Annotated in this window: 22 protein-coding genes and 1 tRNA gene; 10 read left to right on the top strand and 13 right to left on the bottom strand. The window is 67.6% G+C overall.

Annotation, left to right across the window (positions count from 1 at the left end):
- Positions 1–65 precede the first annotated feature (65 nt).
- Positions 66–716 carry an HVO_2922 family protein gene (locus tag MUG96_RS17520; protein WP_246984831.1) on the top strand — a complete coding sequence of 217 codons (651 nt, stop codon included), beginning with the start codon at positions 66–68 and terminating at the stop codon, positions 714–716.
- Positions 717–752: 36 nt separating this feature from the next.
- Here the strand turns inward: MUG96_RS17520 and MUG96_RS17515 are convergent, their stop codons facing one another.
- The 3 genes from MUG96_RS17515 to MUG96_RS17505 are packed head-to-tail and all read right to left on the bottom strand — an operon-like array spanning position 753 to position 2337.
- A complete protein-coding gene (locus tag MUG96_RS17515) occupies positions 753–1367 on the bottom strand; it encodes an HAD family hydrolase (RefSeq protein WP_246984829.1) in 615 nt (204 codons plus the stop codon).
- A gap of 5 nt (positions 1368–1372) precedes the next feature.
- Positions 1373–1786, bottom strand: a complete 414-nt coding sequence (locus MUG96_RS17510; RefSeq protein ID WP_246984827.1) for an RNA-binding domain-containing protein — start codon at positions 1784–1786, stop codon at positions 1373–1375.
- Entirely contained in the window at positions 1783–2337 is a 555-nt protein-coding gene (locus MUG96_RS17505) for an AAA family ATPase (protein WP_246984825.1), read from the bottom strand. Before MUG96_RS17505 ends, MUG96_RS17510 begins: the two co-directional genes overlap by 4 nt.
- An 86-nt stretch (positions 2338–2423) precedes the next feature.
- Between MUG96_RS17505 and MUG96_RS17500 the strand changes: the two genes are divergently transcribed.
- Both MUG96_RS17500 and MUG96_RS17495 read left to right on the top strand, forming a co-directional pair.
- A tRNA-Arg gene (locus MUG96_RS17500) sits at positions 2424–2527 on the top strand.
- A 304-nt stretch (positions 2528–2831) separates the two neighbouring features.
- Positions 2832–4568 carry a methyl-accepting chemotaxis protein gene (locus tag MUG96_RS17495; RefSeq protein ID WP_246984823.1) on the top strand — a complete coding sequence of 579 codons (1737 nt, stop codon included), beginning with the start codon at positions 2832–2834 and terminating at the stop codon, positions 4566–4568.
- Between the two features lie 40 nt (positions 4569–4608).
- Here the strand turns inward: MUG96_RS17495 and MUG96_RS17490 are convergent, their stop codons facing one another.
- The 4 genes from MUG96_RS17490 to MUG96_RS17475 all read right to left on the bottom strand — a co-directional run bounded on the left by MUG96_RS17490 (position 4609) and on the right by MUG96_RS17475 (position 6666).
- Positions 4609–5274, bottom strand: coding sequence for a translation initiation factor IF-6 (locus MUG96_RS17490; RefSeq protein WP_246984821.1), 666 nt, complete (start codon positions 5272–5274; stop codon positions 4609–4611).
- 2 nt (positions 5275–5276) lie between these two features.
- Positions 5277–5552: a 50S ribosomal protein L31e gene (locus MUG96_RS17485; protein ID WP_246984819.1), complete on the bottom strand. Its 276-nt coding sequence runs from the start codon at positions 5550–5552 to the stop codon at positions 5277–5279.
- Positions 5552–5704 carry a 50S ribosomal protein L39e gene (locus tag MUG96_RS17480; RefSeq protein ID WP_246984817.1) on the bottom strand — a complete coding sequence of 51 codons (153 nt, stop codon included), beginning with the start codon at positions 5702–5704 and terminating at the stop codon, positions 5552–5554. The genes MUG96_RS17485 and MUG96_RS17480 overlap by 1 nt, the downstream gene beginning before the upstream one ends.
- Positions 5705–5850: 146 nt before the next feature.
- Positions 5851–6666, bottom strand: a complete 816-nt coding sequence (locus MUG96_RS17475; RefSeq protein ID WP_246984816.1) for a ZIP family metal transporter — start codon at positions 6664–6666, stop codon at positions 5851–5853.
- A 255-nt stretch (positions 6667–6921) separates the two neighbouring features.
- Here MUG96_RS17475 and MUG96_RS17470 point away from each other — a divergent pair, with 255 nt between their 5' ends.
- On the top strand, positions 6922–7188 hold the full coding sequence (locus tag MUG96_RS17470; protein ID WP_246984815.1) for a DUF7999 family protein: 267 nt from the start codon (positions 6922–6924) through the stop codon (positions 7186–7188).
- A gap of 1 nt (position 7189) precedes the next feature.
- Here the strand turns inward: MUG96_RS17470 and thpR are convergent, their stop codons facing one another.
- Positions 7190–7747, bottom strand: coding sequence for an RNA 2',3'-cyclic phosphodiesterase (thpR, locus tag MUG96_RS17465; protein ID WP_246984814.1), 558 nt, complete (start codon positions 7745–7747; stop codon positions 7190–7192).
- A gap of 111 nt (positions 7748–7858) precedes the next feature.
- Here thpR and MUG96_RS17460 point away from each other — a divergent pair, with 111 nt between their 5' ends.
- The 3 genes from MUG96_RS17460 (at position 7859) to MUG96_RS17450 (ending at position 10073) form a co-directional block, all read left to right on the top strand.
- Positions 7859–8602 carry a tetratricopeptide repeat protein gene (locus tag MUG96_RS17460; RefSeq protein WP_246984813.1) on the top strand — a complete coding sequence of 248 codons (744 nt, stop codon included), beginning with the start codon at positions 7859–7861 and terminating at the stop codon, positions 8600–8602.
- Complete coding sequence (locus tag MUG96_RS17455; protein ID WP_246984812.1) at positions 8602–8892, top strand: DUF424 domain-containing protein; 291 nt, start codon at positions 8602–8604, stop codon at positions 8890–8892. Before MUG96_RS17460 ends, MUG96_RS17455 begins: the two co-directional genes overlap by 1 nt.
- Positions 8893–8975: 83 nt before the next feature.
- Positions 8976–10073, top strand: coding sequence for a mandelate racemase/muconate lactonizing enzyme family protein (locus MUG96_RS17450; protein WP_246984811.1), 1098 nt, complete (start codon positions 8976–8978; stop codon positions 10071–10073).
- Between the two features lie 6 nt (positions 10074–10079).
- Here MUG96_RS17450 and MUG96_RS17445 read toward each other — a convergent pair whose 3' ends face one another.
- A complete protein-coding gene (locus MUG96_RS17445; protein ID WP_246984809.1) occupies positions 10080–10274 on the bottom strand; it encodes a hypothetical protein in 195 nt (64 codons plus the stop codon).
- A gap of 138 nt (positions 10275–10412) precedes the next feature.
- On the opposite strand from MUG96_RS17445, the gene MUG96_RS17440 reads away from it, so the two are divergent.
- Positions 10413–10817 (top strand): acyl-CoA thioesterase, encoded by a 405-nt coding sequence (locus MUG96_RS17440; RefSeq protein ID WP_246984807.1) that lies wholly within the window; start codon positions 10413–10415, stop codon positions 10815–10817.
- Positions 10818–10933: 116 nt separating this feature from the next.
- Positions 10934–12178 (top strand): aminotransferase class V-fold PLP-dependent enzyme, encoded by a 1245-nt coding sequence (locus tag MUG96_RS17435; RefSeq protein ID WP_246984804.1) that lies wholly within the window; start codon positions 10934–10936, stop codon positions 12176–12178.
- An 81-nt stretch (positions 12179–12259) separates the two neighbouring features.
- Here the strand turns inward: MUG96_RS17435 and MUG96_RS17430 are convergent, their stop codons facing one another.
- A complete protein-coding gene (locus tag MUG96_RS17430; RefSeq protein ID WP_246984802.1) occupies positions 12260–12613 on the bottom strand; it encodes an AzlD domain-containing protein in 354 nt (117 codons plus the stop codon).
- Positions 12603–13301, bottom strand: coding sequence for an AzlC family ABC transporter permease (locus tag MUG96_RS17425; protein WP_246984800.1), 699 nt, complete (start codon positions 13299–13301; stop codon positions 12603–12605). The genes MUG96_RS17430 and MUG96_RS17425 overlap by 11 nt, the downstream gene beginning before the upstream one ends.
- A 125-nt stretch (positions 13302–13426) precedes the next feature.
- On the opposite strand from MUG96_RS17425, the gene sufU reads away from it, so the two are divergent.
- Complete coding sequence (gene sufU, locus MUG96_RS17420) at positions 13427–13852, top strand: Fe-S cluster assembly sulfur transfer protein SufU (RefSeq protein ID WP_246984797.1); 426 nt, start codon at positions 13427–13429, stop codon at positions 13850–13852.
- Positions 13853–13854: 2 nt separating this feature from the next.
- Here the strand turns inward: sufU and MUG96_RS17415 are convergent, their stop codons facing one another.
- Together MUG96_RS17415 and radA are read right to left on the bottom strand one after the other, a co-directional pair.
- Positions 13855–14496, bottom strand: a complete 642-nt coding sequence (locus tag MUG96_RS17415; RefSeq protein WP_246984795.1) for a rhomboid family intramembrane serine protease — start codon at positions 14494–14496, stop codon at positions 13855–13857.
- Between the two features lie 212 nt (positions 14497–14708).
- The gene (gene radA, locus MUG96_RS17410) at positions 14709–15758 is read right to left on the bottom strand and encodes a DNA repair and recombination protein RadA (protein WP_246984793.1); all 1050 of its coding nucleotides are present in this window, start codon (positions 15756–15758) and stop codon (positions 14709–14711) included.
- Positions 15759–15761 lie beyond the last annotated feature (3 nt).

Below are 15761 nucleotides of genomic sequence, written 5' to 3'. Positions count from 1 at the left end.
GATTGCCGCCGGGTGACACGTCCCGGGGACTACAGTTATGGGCTGGCGGCCCCACTATCGGGTGCATGTCCGACGACCCTATCCACCGGTCGAGACGGTCGCGCAGCAGGCGCGCAATCGCGTCGTACTTCAGTCGCGTCGCTCGCGCGCTCCGCCGCGGCGAACCGGTGCCGGCCGACGAGGACCAGACGGTGACGGTCGACCCCGCCGCCGAATCGGAGTTCGAAATCGAGATCGACCGCGACGGTGACACCGTCAGCCTCGAACTCGAGATGGAGTGGGAGGCCGACGAGGACGACGTCGTCACCGAGACGAACGCGAGCAAGGCCACCTTCGAGCTCTACGAGGACAGCGCCGAGGAGTGGCGCTGGCGGCTCCGCCACCGCAACGGCAACATCATCGCCGACGGCGGCGAGGGGTACACGGAGAAGGGCAACGCCACGGGCGGCATCGAGAGCGTCAAGACGAACGCTCCGGGCGCGCCGGTCGTCGACGAGTCCAGAGACGAGGCAGTCGCCGACGACGACGGCAGCAAGGCTACCTTCGAACTGTTCGCGGACACGGCCGAGGAGTGGCGCTGGCGGCTCCGCCACGACAACGGCAACATCATCGCCGACAGCGGGCAGGGGTACTCCTCGAAACAGAAGGCCAAACAGGGGCTCCGGAGCGTCAAGCGCAACGTCCCCGGCGCCGCCGTCGAGGAAGTCGAGGGCTGAGCGCGGCCCCGGCGCCGGAGCGGCCCGACACGCCGCTCACAGCATCGCCAGCAGCGTCGACCAGAAGTCCGGCCCCTCCCGCTCGAAGTGGATCGGGACGAAACCGGCCGCCCGTGCCCCTTCCACGTCCGCTTCGTAGTCGTCGCCGACCATGACGTACTCGTCGGCGTCGACCGCCTCGCGGGCCGCCTCGTAGATCGCCGCGTCCGGCTTCCGCGCGTCGGCGTCGTCGGCTGCTACGACCGCCGAGAAGTATCCCTGCAGGTCGTGGTGGGCGAGTTTCCCGAGTTGCCACGCCCGCGGCCCGTTCGTCAGCACGCCGAGTTCGTCGTCGACGCCGAGTTTGCGGAGTGCCTCGACGGCGTCGTCGCTGACCCGCGTCGCCTCGCGGTCGGTTTCGGCGAGCGCCTCCGCCAGCGCTCCCGGGTCGGCGTCCAGGTCGAACGCCTCGCGGACGTCCGCCAGCGCCCGCTCGTGCGGGTCCGGAACGAACGCGGCGGCATGGGCCTCGAACCGCCGTTCGTAGCGGGCGAGCCAGTCGGCCTCGACGTGGCCCAGTTCCGCCTCGAACGTCGCCGCGAGGACGGCGTCGAACGGCTCCGCACGGGTCAACAGCGTCCCGTCGAGCGCGAAGAAAATCGCGGTCGTCACCGTCGTCACCCCTCGGAGTCGACGGGCCGCCCCTCCTCGGTCCGGGGTGCGATCCGGTCGATGACGTCCTCGACCGACGGCTCCTCGACGCGGACCCGGACGTGGATGTCGCCGAGTTCGCTCGGGTTCCCGACGGCGAAGGTCACCACGCCCTCGAAGGCCGCCTGCTTCTTCAGGTCGAACGTGAACGTGTCGCCCTGCCGATTGTCGAAGAAGACGCTCCGGGCGGCGTCGAGGATCTCCTCGCGGTGGAGGTGCTCCGAGAGGGTCTCCAGTTCGTGGGTCTCGGCGACGAGTTCGCCCGGCCGCTCCTCGACCGTCGCGTTCGGGAATAGGTTGTGGATCGCGTCGACGACGCGGTCGGTGACTTCCGTGTCGTTGACCGGCGCCGTGATCTGGACGTCGACGCTGTAGATCATCGCTCGACCGCCGCCGGCCCCTCGTTCAGCAGGGCCGTGATCCGCTCGCGGAAGCGGGCGAGCGAGTCCGTGTTCTCGATGGTCACGTCCGCCCGGTCCATCGCCTCGCCCATCCCGAAGCCCAGTTCCCGCTCGTCGCGCTCTTCGAGACTCTCGCTGTCGGTGTCGTCCCGGCCGCGCTCGTCCAGTCGCTCCCGACGCACCTCGAACGGCGCCTCGATGCTCACGAGGACGAACTCCTCGCCGAAGCGGTCCCGGAAGGCGTCGAGCTCCACGCCCGAGCGGAGGCCGTCCACGAGGACCGTCTCCGCGTCGTCGAGTTCGGCCTCGATCAGTGGCAGCGACCGCTCGGCGATGGCTGCGGGCCCGTTCTCCTCGCGGAGCTTCTGAGCGATCTCGCCGTGGTGCTGTGCCGGGTCGAGCCCGCGGTCGCGACACTCCCTGCGGATCACGTCACCCATCGTTACGACCGGAATCCCGCGCTCGCGTGCCACCTCGGCGGCCTCGCCCTTGCCGCTGCCCGGGAGGCCGACGGTTCCGATGACGGTCATTGTCCTTCCCTACTGCCGAGGTCCCATTAAGACCTGCCATCCGAAACCCCACCGCTTTAGACGCACGCGTCGCTACCACCGGGCGAGGGCACGTAGCTCAGTCCGGATAGAGCGTCGGACTTCTATCATCGGAGCCGCCCTGCCGGTGGAAGCGATCCGACGGCCGTGGGTTCGAATCCCACCGTGCCCGTAGCGAGCGCAGCGAGCGGAGGGCACGCAGGGGATTCGAATCACGGCAGACCGAGCGCAGCGAGTCCCGCAATCGAGTTCGAATCCCACTGTGACCGTCGCGACCGGCCGTATCGGACGGCACCGATGTGCGGTCCGATTCTCACTTCTGATGCGGGCGGGGAAAAATATAAAAATAGGTTGTCGAAACCGACCGGAGAGAAACTATGTCCGGGCACATTTTGGATTCGCTCTTCGGCCTTGTGGGGACTTCCGGCCGCTCGAGCGCGGGTAATTCGGCCGACGGGACGGATACGCGGAACGACGTGGGCGACGAGACGATCGCCGAACGGTACGACGAGCGCCTCGAGCACGCGAGCGACGACGGAGGATCGGTCGTCGAGGCGGCCGTTGGCGCCGCGTTCGACGAGCTCAGGGGCGAACTGGGTGCCGAACCGGCGCTGGACGAGGTTGAGACGGCACTGACGACTCTCCTGACGGACGAACTCGACGCGGAGGACCGGGACACGGCCGCGACGGCGGGCACGCGGGCGGTAGCCGACGGGGGACGGGACGCGGCGGCTGCAACGGTCCAGGGGACGCTCGACCCCGAGACGCCGCCGGGAGCGCTCGGCCCCGCGGCCGAGTCCTTCCCGCTTGGCTACGAGGCGATCCTCGACCACGTCGGGACCTGCCTGTTCGTGATGAACGACGAGGGCGATATCGTGTTCTGGAACCGCGGGTCGGAGACGCTGACCGGCGAGGACCGCGAGGACGCCTACGACTACGACCTGGCGAGCCAGGCGTTCTACCACGACGGCCGCCGGGGGAAGACACTGGCCGACAAGGTACTCGACGCGCCGGAGTCGGCCGACGAGGAGTACGGCGTCCCACGCGTCGCGGAGTACGACTACACCCTCTATCGCGACCGGAGCACGATGACCGCCGCCGCCGGCGACGAGCGCCATATCTCCTTCAGCGCGGCGCCGCTGTACGACGACGGCGAACTCGTCGGCGTCGTCGAGATGGTCCAGGACCGCACCGAGGACGTCGAGATGCGCGAGGAGACGACGGCCCTGGTGACGGAACTGCAAGAGACCATCGAGGCGTTACAGGCCGGCGACTACTCGGCCCGCGCGACCTTCGAGAGCGACGAACTCGACGACGAGATGGTCTCGGTCGTGGGCACCCTCAACGAACTGGCCGCGCAGTTCGAATCGCTGTCACAGCAGGTCACCGACGAGATGGACGTGCTGTACAGTACCTCCGAGACGGTCACCGGCGCCGTCAAGGACATCACCGACACCGCCGAGGGCCAGGACCAGACCATGCAACGAGTCGCCGAGGAGGTCTCGAACCTCTCGGCGACCGTCGAGGAGGTCGCCTCCAGCGCCCAGCAGGTCGACACCAAGAGTTCCGAAGCCGAGGACCTCGCCAGGGGCGGCCAGGAGTCCGCGGAGGCCGCAATCGAGACGATGAACGAGGTCGCCGACTCGGCGACCGACGTGGCCGACGACGTCGACCGCCTCCAGTCGAGTATCGACGAGATCGACGACATCGCCACGGTCATCGACGACATCGCGGACCAGACGAACATCCTCGCGCTGAACGCCTCCATCGAGGCCGCCCGTGCGGGCGAGGCCGGCGAGGGCTTCGCCGTCGTCGCCGACGAAGTGAAACAGCTCGCCGAGGAGAGCCAGCAACACGCCAGCGACATCGAGGACCTTATCGACGGCATTCAGCAGGATACGGACGAGACGGTGTCGAACCTGACCGAGACGACCGAGCGCATCGACGACGTCATCGACCAGGTCGAGGACGCGATGGAACGGCTGGGCGAGATCGTCGCGGCCACCAGCGAGGTCTCCGACGGCATCCAGGAAGTGGCCGATGCCACCGACGAACAGGCCGCCTCCACCGAGGAGGTCGCGAGCATGGTCGACGAGGCGGCGGACCGGGCCGACGAGATCGCCGCGGACATCCAGCAGATCGCGGCGGCCAACGAGGAACAGATGCAGCGCGCGGACGACCTGCGCGAGACCGTCCGGGACTACATGGCCTGACGGTTAGTCGATGTAGCCGGGACTACCCATGGCCTGACGGTTAGTCGATGTAGCCCAGCGCGTCCTCGATGCGGCCCAGTTCCGGGCCGGTGGTGTCCTGGCCGACGATGTAGCCGTGCTCGTTGGCTAGCAGGCCGGAGCCGACGAGCGGTCCGCCGTAGTTGATGGTGCCGATGTCGGCGGGGACGTCGAGCAACTCCTCCAGTGCGTCGAGTTCCTCGTCGGTCGATTTGGGGTGACAGAGAACGCCGCGGTTGGTGGCGACGGCGGCGGTCCCGACGGTGTTGACGTTCCCCAGCCGGCCCCGTTCGACGGGGACGCCCAGTCCGTCCTCGACGGCCTGGACGGCCTCCCGCGGGAGGTCGGGGTGGACGTACGCGCCGTGGTCGTTGGCGAGGACGACGTTCCCGGCGGCGTTGATGCGGCCCGGCAGTTCCGTCACCGGCAGGTCGACGACCTCGGCGATGCGGTCGCGCTCGCGGTCACGGATGCGGCTGCTGACGAGCAGGCCGTTCTCGTTGCCGGTCGCGAGGGCGCCGACGGTCCCGGAGCCGCCGATCCTCGTCTCGACCGCGGGGACGCCGAGCTCCTCGGCACACGCCTCGCGGAGGTCGTCGTCGACGTCCGGTCGGACGAGGAGACAGTCGTCGGTCGCCCGTGCGAAGACGCCGACGTACGCCGAACCAGCGAAGGCCGCGCGAAGCAACGTTACGCGGTCTCGGCTTCGACGATGTTCTCGCCCTCTTCCTCGAAGCGGGCCGCGCGCACCCGGAGCTTGCTCGGGGGCTTCTTGCGACCCTGCGACCAGACGGCTTCGTTGATCGACGGGTCGAGGCGCACGGCCTCGCCGTCGACGCTGAAGTGCTGGGCGAGGTGGTCGCGGATCAGCGACATCGCCTTGTCGGCGCGCTCGTGTTTCGCTTCCGCCTTCGCGTCGCGGAGCGGGACGGTGACGACCCGCTCCTCGAAGTCACCTGCGCTCATTATTCGTCGATGTTACTGCGCCGCCAGTTGCGTCGCTTCGGGTTCCGGCCGGCGTCGCGGTCGGTCTTCATGATGACCCACGCCGGGACGCGGGAGTTCTGTCGCTCGTGTTTCGCCAGTCGCTTCTTCTTGGCCTTCGAGTTCTTACCCATAGTGCCCGCACGTACCGCGCCGTGGCTTATATTTGTGTTCTTTTCGCCCCACTCGCCCGCCGACGGTTCGTCACCGTCGGAAGTCGCCGACGAGGGCACGCTCACCGCGTCCGCGTGCCCGCCCCTCGCCCCGCGGCGCGCCCGCCTCAAATCAGCGCCAGCGGCACCATCACGGCGACTCCGACCGCGAGTCCGGTCCCGAGTTCCCGGTAGCCCTTCCCGGGCAGGCCGGCGCCGCGGTCCAGGGCCTCCGGGATGAACTCCGAGACGACGAGAAACACCATCGCCCCGGCGGCGAACCCGAACCCGGCGGGCAGGAACTCCCGGGCGATCCGGACGAAGTAGAAGGCGATCACCGCTCCGACGGGCTGTGGGAGGCTGGAGAAGACCGCCCACCAGACCATCCGCCAGTTCGGCACGTCCATCGCGCGCAGGGGGATGGAGATAGCCAGCCCCTCCGGGATGTTGTGGATCGAGATGGCGACGGTCATGAACACGGCCAGCACGGGCACGAGGAAGGGGCCGACGGTGACGGCCGTCCCCGTCTCGAAGCCCAGTTCCGCGAAGGAGACGCCAACCGCCACGCCCTCCGGGAAGCTGTGCACCGTCAGGATCCCGAGAATCAACATCAGTTTGCTGAAGTCCGCCTCCTCGTACTCTTTCGGGTCGAAGTGGTGGTCGGAGATGATGCGGTTGGCGACCACCACGAGCACCACGCCCGCGAGCAGGCCGACGCCCATCAACAGCAGGTCGCCGCGCCCGTCGGCCTCCGCCGCCCCCTCCAGGACGAGGCCGAAGAGCGACGCCGAGACCATGATTCCCGACGCCAACCCCCACAACCCGACCTGTAACCGGTCGCTCACGTCGTCGATGAAGAAAAACGGGAGCGCGCCCAGTCCGGTCGCGAGTGCCGTGATGAACCCCGCGACGAACACCAGTGTCAAGTTCGCAAGCACCGACATGGCCTTAGTCGGACCTTGGCCGCTCCCGCCCTTAACACTTATCACTAATCTGATTATTTTGGCGGACCTAAAGTCCGCCGGCGGGCGACCGCCGCGTGTTCCCGACCGGCAACCGGGGTCGAAAGTGACCGGTCGTCCACCGTCGTCGGCGGACCTTATACACTCGAAGGCCCATTCCAGTCGGTGGTAGTGTGATATGGCTTAATTTCCTCTAGTACCCAACGTTTATGGGTTAGTTTGTGCGAACAGTAGGTAATGTCGAAAGCAAAGTCGACTACGAGTGGAAGCACGTACACTATCGTCACGCCGATGCGGACGAACGGGGCGATGCGGGTTCGGGAGTCGGCGACCGGGGAGACCTACGAGGTCGTCGACTACGTCGACGAACTGCTCCGGGAACGCATCGCCGCCCTCGCCGAGGGGAGTACCGTCCGGCTGGAGCTGACGCCCATCGCGGACTGTACGAACGTCTGTCGCGCCACGCAGCTCCGGCCCGGCGGCCTGCCCGAACCGGGTCTCTGAGCTACAGCTCGAACCGCTCGACGGTCGTGTACTCGGGCCCGTCGGCGGTCAGTTCGCTCTCGGTCAGCCGCACCTCCGACACCTCCATGGTCCCCGCCTCGGGGTGGCACTCGCGAACGAGTTTCTGGACGCGTTCTTTCCCGCCGGCGTGTTCCATCCGCGCGAGCGTGACGTGGGGGGTGAACTCGTGACTCTCCTCCTCGAAGCCCAACTCGACCAGCCGTGGTTCGACGGCCTCGTGCAGGCGGGTCAGCTCGTCGCTGCCGTCCTCGACGCCGAGCCAGACGACGCTGATGTAGTCGAGCGTCGGGAAGACGCCGAGGCCGGCGAACTCGGCGGTGAAGGGGTCGACGCCGGCGGCCGCGACCGCGTCGTCCAGCGCGTCGGTCACCTCGTCGAGCCGGTGGTCCGACACGTCCCCGAGGAACTTCAGCGTGACGTGGGCCTGCTCGGGCTCGGTGAGGTTCAGCCCCGGCGTTCCGTCGAAGCGGTCCTGTACGTCGGCGACGCCCTCGTCGAGCCCCTCCAGGTCGACGCTGACGAAGAGACGCTTTCCCATACGTAGCGTTGTCACGGTGCTCGCTTGAATCCACCGGGCACGCTCCGTCGACGACGCCCGCCACGAACCGCTGACGTAGCCCTTAACCGCCTGCCCGGCCAACGCGGTAGTATGACCGACCGAGAGCCGGACGACCCACGCGACCACGAGTTCTCCGAGGGCCAGGGATTCGACGAGCCCTACGAGGAGTTCGACCTCGACCCGCCGGAACTGGACGTCGACCCGGACAAGGTCGACCCCGTCGACTCCCGGGCCATCACGGACATGCTCGACGAGCGGAACCTCCCCACGGACGCCGTCGACGCCGAGGAACTGCTCGACGTGGCGCTCAGCTACGTCGAGATCAACCGCTACGAGCAGGCCATCGACGCCCTCGAGCGCGTCGCCCGCTTCGCCGAGGACGACGGCATCGAACAGGAGGCCTGGATCAACAAGGGCGCCGCCCACGCCGAACTCGAGGAGTACGACATGGCAATCGGCGCCTACAAGGAGGCGCTGAACATCGACGACAGCTCCGAACACGCCGCCACCGCCGAGACGAACCTCGCCTACGCGCTCTGGGAGTCCGGCCGCTCCGAGCAGGCCCTCGAACACGCCGAGCGAGCCGTCCAGCGCGACGAGCGCTTCGCCGAAGGCTGGTACAACCGCGGCTTCTTCCTCCTCGAACGCGGCCTCGCCGAGGAGGCCCGCAACGCCTTCGACAACGCCATCCGGCTCGGCCACCGCACCCCGGCCATCCTGGAGGAGAAGGCCCGCGCGCTGGAGGAACTCGGCGAGTTCGAACGCGCCGAGGAGGTCGCCGACGAGGCCGAAGAGATGCGCAAAGAGGCAGAGGCCGAACTCGTCCAGGAGTAATGCTGCTCAACGAACGCGAGACCGACGAAGGACTTCTCGTCTCGGTCTGTGACCCGGACCTGCTCGGACAAACCTTCGAGGACGGCCCCGTCTCCCTGACCGTCGACGAAGAGTTCTACGACGGCGAACGCGCCGACGAGGCGGCCGTCGTCGACAGCCTCGCGCGCTGTGCCGTCGCCAACATCGTCGGCCACGAGGCCGTCGCCCTCGCCGTCGAACACGGCTTCGTCGACGAGGAGACCGTCCTCGACATCGAGGACACGCGCCACGCTCAGCTGTTGCGGATGTGAGCGTCGGCGGGTCTGCCCCGCCCTTTTTGAAAGCCTCGGACGCGCGGCCGAACGCTTATCGAGAACCCCGACAACCTCCGCGTATGCAGATCACGGGTGTGAACCAGTACAACCTGGAGCACGGGGTCGAGGGGAGTTTCCAGCCGACGTGGATTCCCGGCTATCCGCAGGGGACCCACGAGGTCGCGCTCTTCGAGATCGAGACCGACGCGGGCATCAGTGGCTACGGCGCGATGCCGAGTTTCGCCGGCGGGCTCGACTTCGAGGACCCGCTCTCGATCTTCCTGCTCGGCGAGGACCCCCACGACGTGGAGGGGATTCTCGGGAAACTCGACAGCATCAACCTCGTCGGGCCACGGCCCTGGGGGGTCGAGATCGCGCTGTGGGACATCATCGGCAAGGACGCCGGCAAGCCGATCTACGAACTGCTCGGCGGCTCGAAAGCCGAGATTCCGGTCTACGCCTCCACCGGCGAAGTCCAGCCCGCCGACGAGCGCATCGAGTACGTCGAACAGCGCGTCGACGAGGGGTACGACGCCGTCAAACTCCGCGTGACCGACCCGGAACACATCGAGATCGTCCGCGCGGTCCGGGAGGCCTTCCCCGACCTGACGCTCATGGTCGACGCGAACAAGGGGTGGGCCGTCCGGGTGATGGAGGACGAACAGGAGTGGTCCTTCGGCGAGGCCCTGACGTTCGCCCGCGGGCTGGAGGAGGTGGGCGGCGTCGAGTGGCTCGAAGAGCCGCTGCCCCGCCACGACTACGAGGGCTACGCCCGCCTCCGCGAGGCCGTCGACGTACCCATCGCCGGCGGGGAGTTCAACGACGGGGTTCACCACTTCCGGGAGTTCGTGAAGCAAGGCTCGCTGGACGTGCTCCAGCCCGACGCCGCGCTGGCGACGGGCATCAAGCGGGCCAACGAGGTGGCGGCGATGGCCCGTCAGCACGGCCTCCGGTACATCCCCCACACCTGGACCAACGGCGTGGGCTTCCTCGCGAATCTGCACGTGATGGCCGCCAACGACTCGCCGTGGTGTGAGTTTCCGATGGAGCCGCCGTGGACCCCCGACGTGCGCGATTTCCTCCTCGCGGAGACCGTCGACCACGAGGACGGCGTCGTGACCCCGCCGGACGACCCCGGTCTCGGCGTCGACATCGACCCGCAGTACCTCGACGAGTGAGCGCGCTCAGCGCGGTCGCTGCGTCGACCGCCCGTGCCGCAGGAGCGCCGCCACGAGGAACCACCCGAGGCCGGTGCCGAACCACAGCGCCGCCCGCGGGGCGGTCGATTCCCCGGCGAGTCCCACCGCGTGGAGCACGAACACCGCTCCCACGAGCGCGTAGAACCGCGCGTCGAAGAGGTCGGCCGGGAGCGAGCGCATGGCACGCGATACGCTCGACCCGAATAAACGTCTGCGGCCGCCGTGTCCGTCGTGTGCAACGCCGCCCGGCGTGAGACTCCATCCCACTCAGACCCCGAACCGAAAGCCCGAGGATGTCCCACCGCGCCCGACCCGGTAATGAGCGACGAGTTCGCGTTCGTCACCGACATCGACGTTCGCTACCGCGACCTGGACGCCTGGAATCACGTCAACAACGCCGTCTACGCCACCTACCTCGAAAGCGCCCGAATCGGCTACCTCGAATCCGTCCTCCCGGACCGGGTCGGCGGGAGCGACTTCGTGCTCGCCCACCTCGACGTCGATTTCGTCGACGCCGTCGAGTACGGCGACGCCGTCACGGTCGCCGTCCGTGCGACCGACCTGGGCGCGTCGAGCCTCTCCTTCGCCTACGAGGTCCGCGCGGACGGCGAGCCCGCCGCCACCGCGAACACCACGCAGGTATTCATGGGCACCGACGGCACCCCGACGCCGCTGCCCGACGACTGGCGCGAGGCCGTTACTGGCTTCGAGCCGGACCTCTGACGACGCCGCCCGCCGCTCACGCGCGGGCTTCCCGGACAGGTGGAGTAAGCGATATCGGCTAGTTCCGGGGTGCGAGACCGAAGGACAGTTGAGGGCGAAAGCCCTTCATCGTAGTAATGGGAACCCCTGAGTCAGCATCGTTCGACGTCGAGTCGATCCGGGCGGATTTCCCGATCCTCGACCGCGAGATCGGCGATTCACAACTGGTCTATCTCGACAACGCGGCGACGAGTCAGACGCCCGAGCAGGTCGTCGACTCCATCTCGGACTACTACCGCCGGTACAACGCGAACGTCCACCGCGGGCTCCACCAGCTCTCCCAGGAGGCCTCCATCGCGTACGAGGAGGCCCACGACCGGGTCGCGGAGTTCATCGGCGCTTCCGGGGGACGCGAGGAGATCGTCTTCACGAAAAACACCACGGAGTCGATGAACACCGTCGCCTACGCCTGGGGACTGGCCGAACTCGGCCCCGGCGACGAGATCGTCATGACCGAGATGGAACACCACGCCGCCCTCGTGACGTGGCAACAGATCGCGAAGAAGACCGGCGCGACGGTGAAGTTCATCGAGGTCGACGACGAGGGCTACCTCGACATGGACCACGCCCGCGAGCTGATCACCGACGACACCGAGATGGTCAGCGTCGTCCACGTCTCGAACACCTTGGGTACTCAGAACCCCGTCTCGGACCTGGCCGACGTCGCCCACGACCACGACTCGCTGATCTTCGTCGACGGCGCCCAGTCGGTCCCCCACCAGCCGGTCGACGTCGAGGCCATCGACGCCGACTTCTTCGCCTTCTCGGGGCACAAGATGTGCGGGCCGACCGGCGTGGGCGTCCTCTACGGGAAGCGCCACCTCCTCGATTCGATGCAGCCGTACCTCTACGGCGGCATGATGATCGAGAAGGTCACCTTCGACGACTCCACGTGGCACGAACTCCCCTGGAAGTTCGAGGCCGGCACGCCGGTCATCAGCGAGGGCATCGCGCTCGCGGAGGCCTGTGATTATCTGGACGACATCGGCATGGAGCGGGTCCAGCGCCACGGCGAGCGCCTCGCCGCGTACGCTCACGACCGGCTCTCGGAGTTCGAGGACATCCGTATCCTCGGCCCGGCCGGCGACGACCGCGCCGCCCTCGTCTCGTTCACCCTCGACTCGGTCCACGCCCACGACGTGTCCGAGATTCTCAACGCCAACGGCGTCGCCGTTCGGGCCGGCGACCACTGCACCCAGCCGCTCCACGACAAACTCGGCGTCTCCGCCTCCGCTCGTGCCTCCTTCTACATCTACAACACCGAAGCGGAGGTCGACGCGCTCGTCGACGCGCTGGACGAGGCCCGCGAGCTGTTCGCCTGAGTCGGAGTCGCGCGAGCGAACTGAGTGAGCGAGCGCCTTTTTCGCCCACGTTTTTGCGCGAGTGGTGACGAGCACAGCGAGTCACCCGAGCGGAAAAAGGTGGGGGAGGACGAGAAATCGCAGCACCCACAGCGCCCCCATCCCGGCGGCCATCGTGGCGAAGACGTTCTCCGTCCGCCAGGCGACGGCGCTGGCGACGGCGCCGGCGACGAGCTTGTCGGCCGCGAGGCCGCTGGCGTCGAGGGCCACGAACGAGGGGAGCACGAGTGCGGCGAGGACGGCTGCGGGGACGTACCGGAGGGGCCGCTCCACCCGGGAGGGGATCTCGTCGAGGTAGCCAAAGAGGGCGATGAAGGAGAGCCGGATGGCGTAGGTGAGGACGCCGATGACGGCGATGACGCCCCAGACGAGGGGGGCGGCGTAGCTAGTGGCCATCGGACGGGTCCACCTCCATGACGCGCTCGGACGCCAGCCCGGCGGCGATACCGACCGTCGCGCCGACGAGCAGGCCGAGGTTCAGCGGGAGGCCAGCGCCGACGACGGCGACGGCGCCGCCGACGAGGCCGGCGGCGGTCGTCGGGCCGTCCTCCATCGCGGGGACGAGCAGGGCGAGAAAGACCAGGGGGACGGCGAACTCCAGCCCCCATGCGTCGGGGACGCCGGTGCCGAGCATGACGCCGGCGACGGTCGTGATCTGCCAGACGACCCACAGCGTGAGGGCGGTCCCGAGGTAGTAGGCCACGCGGTCGGTGCCGTCCGTCGACCGGAAGCGGGCGATGGAGAGCGCGTAGGCCTGGTCGGTCAGCAGGTACGACAGCCCGGCTTTGACCCGGCCGGCGAACGCCCGGAAGTGCGGGGCGATGGACGCCGAGTACATCAACATCCGGAGGTTGATGACGACGGCGGTGACGACGACGACCGAAAGGGGGGCGTCCCGGCCGATGAGGTCGAGCGCGGCCAGCTGTGAGGCGCCGGCGAAGACGATCACGCTCATTCCGACTGCCTGGGGGAGGTCGAGGCCGGCGTTCACGGCGGCGATGCCGGCGACGAGGCCGAACGGCGCGACGCCGAGCAACAGGGGGGTGACGTCGCGGACGCCGCGACGGAACTCTGCGAGGTCCATGTCCACCCGTCTACGGCCCTCGGGCTTACGCGTAACCCTTCGTGACCCATCGGTCCGCTGTCACGCGCCGACCTGGCGGCCTCTCGGAACTCTTTTGCGTGTGACTCGTCTATCTACTGGTACCAATGGTCGGCGGCTCCGATATGTACCGACAGCAGATCCTCGACCACTACAAGAGCCCCCGTAACTACGGGGAACTCGAGGACCCCACCTACACACACGTCGGCGAGAACCCGATGTGCGGTGACACCATCGAGATGCAGGTCAAACTCGACGACGACGAGGAGACCATCGAACACGTCGCCTTCCAGGGCGACGGCTGTGCCATCTCCCAGGCCTCCGCGTCGATGCTCTCGGAGAAACTCGCCGGGATGTCCGTCGACGACCTCCGGGAGATGGACCGCGACGACATCACCGACATGCTCGGCGTCGACATCTCCCCGATGCGGGTGAAGTGTGCCGTCCTCGCCGAGAAGGTCGCCCAGGACGGCGCGGACATCTACTTCGGGGAGTTGGACGTGGACAAGACGACGACGGAAGACGACGACTGATTCTACCGGCCGATCCGTTCCGGAACGCTCCGCTCGGTCTGCATCCCCTCGTGACTGCTGAAGACGTAGACCATCTCGATAGCGCCGCCGAACAGGAAGCCGAGGAAGTGGTCGAAGTGACCGATTCGACCGCCACCGGCGACGAGGACGACGACGAACAGCACGCCGAGGAGGGGTGCCAGGACACCGGCGAGGGCTGCCTGTAAGGAATCGAGCGAGGCGTTCTGGAACGCGTACCCCGTCGCGCGGACGAGCGCCGCCGCGATGACCGCGAACACGACGATACTCATCCCGATGCCGAACCGGAACATGAAGACGCCGACGACGTGGGTGAGCAGGTGTGACGCGACGGCGACCAGCAGCACGTGGCGGTTGCTCGTGAACACTGTCAGGATCGTCCCGAACACCAGCCACATCCGGATGTTCCCGGCGAAGTGCGACCAGTCCGCGTGCAGGAACATACTGAGGAAGTAGTTCAGCGGGTTGAGAAGCACCGTCGCGTCGAACCGCGCCGGATCGAAGTAGATGCCGCTGTCCGCCAGCCACCAGGCGATCCCCGTGAAGACGAGCACCGTCACCGGGAAATTCGAGAGTACTACTTTCGCTACCCGGCGCGGCGTCACGTCTCCGACCTCGACGTTCACGGTACGTGACACGTCGAAAGTGTGGCACCTGAACGTTACGGTGCGGTCAGGACACGAGCGTTTGCGGTGCTGTGGACGACAAGCATCCGCCGAGGGCCGTAGGCCCGAGGCGGTTCCCCGGACGCGAGCAACGCGAGCGTCCGGCTTTTTTAGCGTAGATTTTTTAGCCGAGTGGTGCGCTCCGCGCACCCGAGGCTAAAAAAGGTACTACTTCATTCGTCCATCAGGCCGCCTTCCTCGACGCGCATGACGCCTTCACCGTCGGGGAGGTTCGGGGCGTCGACGAGCTTGACGATGCGTTTGTTGCCCTTGGATTTGCGGAGGTAGATGCGGAACGTGGAGGTGTGACCGAGGATGTTGCCGCCGATGGGCTGGGTAGGGTCACCGAAGAAGGAGTCGGGATTGGAGGCGACCTGGTTGGTGACGACGACGGCGGTGTTGTTGAGGTCGCCGACGCGCATCAGGTCGTGGAGGTGCTTGTTGAGCTTCTGCTGGCGCTCGGCGAGTTCGCCGCGGCCGACGTACTCCGCGCGGAAGTGTGCGGTCAGGGAGTCGACACAGAGCAGGCGGACGGGGAACTCGTCGTCCTGGCTCTCGGAGGCGAGTTCTTTGGCCTTCTCGGCGAGGAGAATCTGGTGGTTGGAGTTGAACGCCTTCGCGACGTGGATGTTGTCGAGCATGGCTTCCACGAGGTCGTCGAGGAGAGCCTCGTCGGTAGGGTCGGCGTCCTCCTCGTCCTCGACGACGCCGTGGAGGACGAGCGCGTCGCGGAGCACCTCGTCGTCGTGGCCCTTGACCATCTGGTCGATGCGCTCGGGGCGGAACGTGTCCTCGGAGTCGACGAAGATGGCGCTGCCCTCCAGCCCGCCGTGCTCGCTGGGCAACTGGACGTTGACGGCCAGTTGGTGAGTGACCTGTGACTTCCCGGCACCGAACTCGCCGTAGACCTCGGTGATGGACTGTGTCTCGACGCCGCCGCCCAGGAGGTCGTCGACCTCGTCGACACCCCACGTGAGCTTGCCGATCTGCTCGCGGCGTTCGAGAACGGCCGCGCCGGACTCGAACCCGCCGATGTCGGCGGCCTCGCGGGCGGCCTGGATGATGTCGGCCGCCGAGGACTCGCCGACGTCGGCCGTGTTCGAGAGTTCACCGGGACTCGCCACCGCGATCCCCTGGTAGGAGTCGAATCCGTTCTCTTCGAGCTTCTCCGCCGTCGCCGGACCCACGCCCGGCAGGTCTTCGAGGTTTTCCGTTGCTGCCATGGA

This window comes from Halorientalis marina, assembly GCF_023028345.1.
Taxonomy (GTDB): domain Archaea; phylum Halobacteriota; class Halobacteria; order Halobacteriales; family Haloarculaceae; genus Halorientalis; species Halorientalis marina.
The sequence above is the reverse complement of the archived record's forward strand: the minus strand, read 5'-3'. Positions and strand labels throughout refer to the sequence as shown.

Coding starts and splice junctions, on each gene's coding strand:
- MUG96_RS17435 (WP_246984804.1), top strand. CDS start 10,934: ATGGGAACCCCTGAGTCAGCATCGTTCGACGTCGAGTCGATCCGGGCG.
- MUG96_RS17510 (WP_246984827.1), bottom strand. CDS start 1,786: ATGATCTACAGCGTCGACGTCCAGATCACGGCGCCGGTCAACGACACG.
- MUG96_RS17430 (WP_246984802.1), bottom strand. CDS start 12,613: ATGGCCACTAGCTACGCCGCCCCCCTCGTCTGGGGCGTCATCGCCGTC.
- MUG96_RS17505 (WP_246984825.1), bottom strand. CDS start 2,337: ATGACCGTCATCGGAACCGTCGGCCTCCCGGGCAGCGGCAAGGGCGAG.
- MUG96_RS17450 (WP_246984811.1), top strand. CDS start 8,976: ATGCAGATCACGGGTGTGAACCAGTACAACCTGGAGCACGGGGTCGAG.
- sufU (WP_246984797.1), top strand. CDS start 13,427: ATGGTCGGCGGCTCCGATATGTACCGACAGCAGATCCTCGACCACTAC.
- MUG96_RS17475 (WP_246984816.1), bottom strand. CDS start 6,666: ATGTCGGTGCTTGCGAACTTGACACTGGTGTTCGTCGCGGGGTTCATC.
- thpR (WP_246984814.1), bottom strand. CDS start 7,747: ATGGGAAAGCGTCTCTTCGTCAGCGTCGACCTGGAGGGGCTCGACGAG.
- MUG96_RS17425 (WP_246984800.1), bottom strand. CDS start 13,301: ATGGACCTCGCAGAGTTCCGTCGCGGCGTCCGCGACGTCACCCCCCTG.
- MUG96_RS17470 (WP_246984815.1), top strand. CDS start 6,922: ATGTCGAAAGCAAAGTCGACTACGAGTGGAAGCACGTACACTATCGTC.
- MUG96_RS17485 (WP_246984819.1), bottom strand. CDS start 5,552: ATGAGCGCAGGTGACTTCGAGGAGCGGGTCGTCACCGTCCCGCTCCGC.
- MUG96_RS17460 (WP_246984813.1), top strand. CDS start 7,859: ATGACCGACCGAGAGCCGGACGACCCACGCGACCACGAGTTCTCCGAG.
- MUG96_RS17445 (WP_246984809.1), bottom strand. CDS start 10,274: ATGCGCTCGCTCCCGGCCGACCTCTTCGACGCGCGGTTCTACGCGCTC.
- MUG96_RS17480 (WP_246984817.1), bottom strand. CDS start 5,704: ATGGGTAAGAACTCGAAGGCCAAGAAGAAGCGACTGGCGAAACACGAG.
- MUG96_RS17440 (WP_246984807.1), top strand. CDS start 10,413: ATGAGCGACGAGTTCGCGTTCGTCACCGACATCGACGTTCGCTACCGC.
- MUG96_RS17520 (WP_246984831.1), top strand. CDS start 66: ATGTCCGACGACCCTATCCACCGGTCGAGACGGTCGCGCAGCAGGCGC.
- MUG96_RS17455 (WP_246984812.1), top strand. CDS start 8,602: ATGCTGCTCAACGAACGCGAGACCGACGAAGGACTTCTCGTCTCGGTC.
- radA (WP_246984793.1), bottom strand. CDS start 15,758: ATGGCAGCAACGGAAAACCTCGAAGACCTGCCGGGCGTGGGTCCGGCG.